Below are 2547 nucleotides of genomic sequence, written 5' to 3'. Positions count from 1 at the left end.
GTAAGGGGCTGGCCATCCCATCTTGAACACCCGGGCGCTGGCGGTAACGATCCTGTCCACGAAGGAATAGATGGACATGATGGCAAACGGTCAAGAGGTGCGTCGGCGCCGGTACAGCGAAGAACTCAAGCAGCAGGTGCTGAGCGAATGTGAGAGACCAAACGCGTCGGTGGCGAAGGTCGCAATGGCGCATGGCATCAATGCCAACGTGGTGCACTCCTGGCGCAAGAGGGTACGGGAATCGTTGGAGACACCCGATGCCATCGCGCTGCAGGAGCCGACGTTCGTTCCAATGATGTTGCCACCGGTGGCGTCGGCGGTGTCGGCGGTGTCGGCATCAGCAACGCAGATTCAGGTGCAGATCAAGCGAGGCGCCGTGGTGATCAGCGTGGACTGGCCACTGGAGGCAGCGGCGCAGTTAGGCATCTGGACGCGCGAGTTGCTGAAGTGATCCGCATCGACGCGGTGTGGCTGGCCGTGCAGCCCATGGACATGCGCGCCGGCGCCGAACGGCTGTTGGCGAGCGTGGTGAAGGTCTTCGGCGCTGCGCAAGCGCATCACGGGTACCTGTTTGCCAACGCCCGGCACACGCGCATCAAGCTGCTGGTGCACGACGGCTTCGGCGTGTGGTGTGCAGCGCGGAGGCTGAACATCGGCGGCTTCGCGTGGCCGGCTCAAGGTTCGAAGAGTGGCGCGCCACTCACGTTGACGCGCGAGCAGTTCGACGCCCTGGTGTTGGGCCTGCCCTGGCAGCGTCTGGAGGACATGCGCATCATCACCCGGCTGTGAAGTTGGCGCGCGAGCGTTGACGGCACTACCCCGCATGGCAGGTGCGTGTGATCGCCGGCATGATGGATGCATGCAGCACCTGCACGATCTCAACGCCTCGGACCTCAGTAGTCTGTCGCCCGAGACCGTCACCGCGCTGGCGCAGCAGATGTTGGCCCACATCCGCCAGCAGGCCCAGCACATCGAGCGCCAGGCGCACGAGATCAAGTTCAAGAACGCCAAGCTGGAGAAGGTGATGTTCGAGCTGGCGCGCCTGAAGGCGTGGAAGTTCGACGCCAGGACCGAAGCCATGAACGCCGAACAGCGGCGCCTGTTCGAGGAGACGATGGCCGAGGACGAAGCCAGCCTGCAGGCGCAGCTTGAGCAACTGCAATCCAAGTCGCCGGCCAAGGAGGCGAAGGAAGAAGGCGATAAGCCTCCACGCAAGCCTCGCCGCCAGAAGCTGCCCGAACATCTGCGCCGGGTCGATCACCCCCATGAGCCCGATGACACGAACTGCCCCTTGCCCGAGTGCGGCCGGCCGATGGTGCGCGTGGGCGAAGACATCAGCGAACAACTGGACATCGTGCCGGCCGAGTTCTTCGTTCATCGCCACATCTACGGCAAGTGGGCCTGCCGCTGCTGCCAGTGCCTGGTGCAGGAGCCGGCGGTGCCGCAGATCATCGACGGCGGCATCATGGCCGCCGGCCTCATCGCGCACACGCTGACCAGCCACTTCGTCGACCACCTGCCGTACTACCGGTTAGAGACCATCAACGCACGCTCCGGCGTGCACACGCCGCGCTCGACGCTGGCGCAGACCTCGGGGCGCGCTGGCGCGGCCCTGGAGCCCTTGTACGACGCCCACAAGCGCTTCGTACTGCAGTCGAGGGTGCTGCATGCCGACGAAACACCTGTTGCCATGCTGGACCCAGGCCGAGGCAAGACGAAGAGGGCCTACATCTGGGCCTATGCCAGGGGAGCCTTCGATCCGCAGCCGGGCGTCGTGTACGAGTTCTGCCTGGGCCGCGGTGCCCAGTACCCCATTGCCTTCCTGCAGGGAAGCGACGGCTTCGGTGCGCACATGCCTTGGAGCGGCACGCTGGTGCGCGACGAATACTCGGCCTACGACAACGTCGTCGCCGCGCGCGCTGACCGCATTGCCGCAGGATGCCTCGCTCACGCGAGGCGCCACTTCCACGAGTTGGGCAAGGCCGGCACCAGCGAAGTGGCGACCGAGGCGCTGCGTCGCATCGCGACGATCTACCGCGCCGAGCGCCAGTTCGGCGAACTCGCTGGCGAAGACCGTCTACGCATGCGTCAGTCGGTGACCATGCCGCTGTGGGAGGAGCTGCATGTGTGGCTGCAACTCGAGCGTGCCAGGGTCCCCGACGGCGGGGCGACGGCCAAGGCCTTGAGCTACAGCTTGAATGCCTGGACTGCGCTGACGCGCAATCTCGTCGACGGCGACGTGCCGGTGGACAACAACCACTTGGAAAATCGAATCCGTCCCTGGGCAATGGGACGCCGCGCCTGGCTGTTCGCCGGTAGCGAACTGGCTGGCCAGCGCGCCGCCATCGTGATGAGCCTGGTGCAGTCGGCACGCCTGTGCGGCCACGACCCGCATGCCTACCTCAAGGACGTCCTGGAGCGCTTGCCCACGCACCTGAACAGCCGAATTGACGATCTCCTGCCACATCGCTGGCAACCGCTCACCTGACTCTGCAGCAGGGGCAACCGCTGATCGGGACCGTCAAGATGGAGCGCCCATCCGCTTAC

At 65.4% G+C, this 2547-nt stretch carries 3 protein-coding genes; all 3 read left to right on the top strand.

The window, feature by feature from the left end:
* Window positions 1-70 precede the first annotated feature (70 nt).
* The 3 genes from tnpA (at window position 71) to tnpC (ending at window position 2488) form a co-directional block, all read left to right on the top strand.
* Window positions 71-451: an IS66-like element accessory protein TnpA gene (tnpA, locus tag ACSFB7_RS37715; RefSeq protein ID WP_435477434.1), complete on the top strand. Its 381-nt coding sequence runs from the start codon at window positions 71-73 to the stop codon at window positions 449-451.
* On the top strand, window positions 448-789 hold the full coding sequence (tnpB, locus tag ACSFB7_RS37710) for an IS66 family insertion sequence element accessory protein TnpB (protein WP_435477433.1): 342 nt from the start codon (window positions 448-450) through the stop codon (window positions 787-789). Before tnpA ends, tnpB begins: the two co-directional genes overlap by 4 nt.
* A 70-nt stretch (window positions 790-859) precedes the next feature.
* On the top strand, window positions 860-2488 hold the full coding sequence (gene tnpC / locus ACSFB7_RS37705) for an IS66 family transposase (protein ID WP_435477432.1): 1629 nt from the start codon (window positions 860-862) through the stop codon (window positions 2486-2488).
* Window positions 2489-2547: the final 59 nt, after the last annotated feature.

Source organism: Variovorax raffinosi (assembly GCF_051216615.1).
Taxonomy (GTDB): Bacteria; Pseudomonadota; Gammaproteobacteria; order Burkholderiales; family Burkholderiaceae_C; genus Variovorax.
Note: the sequence above shows the minus strand (reverse complement) of the source record. Positions and strands in the feature narration are given on the sequence as shown.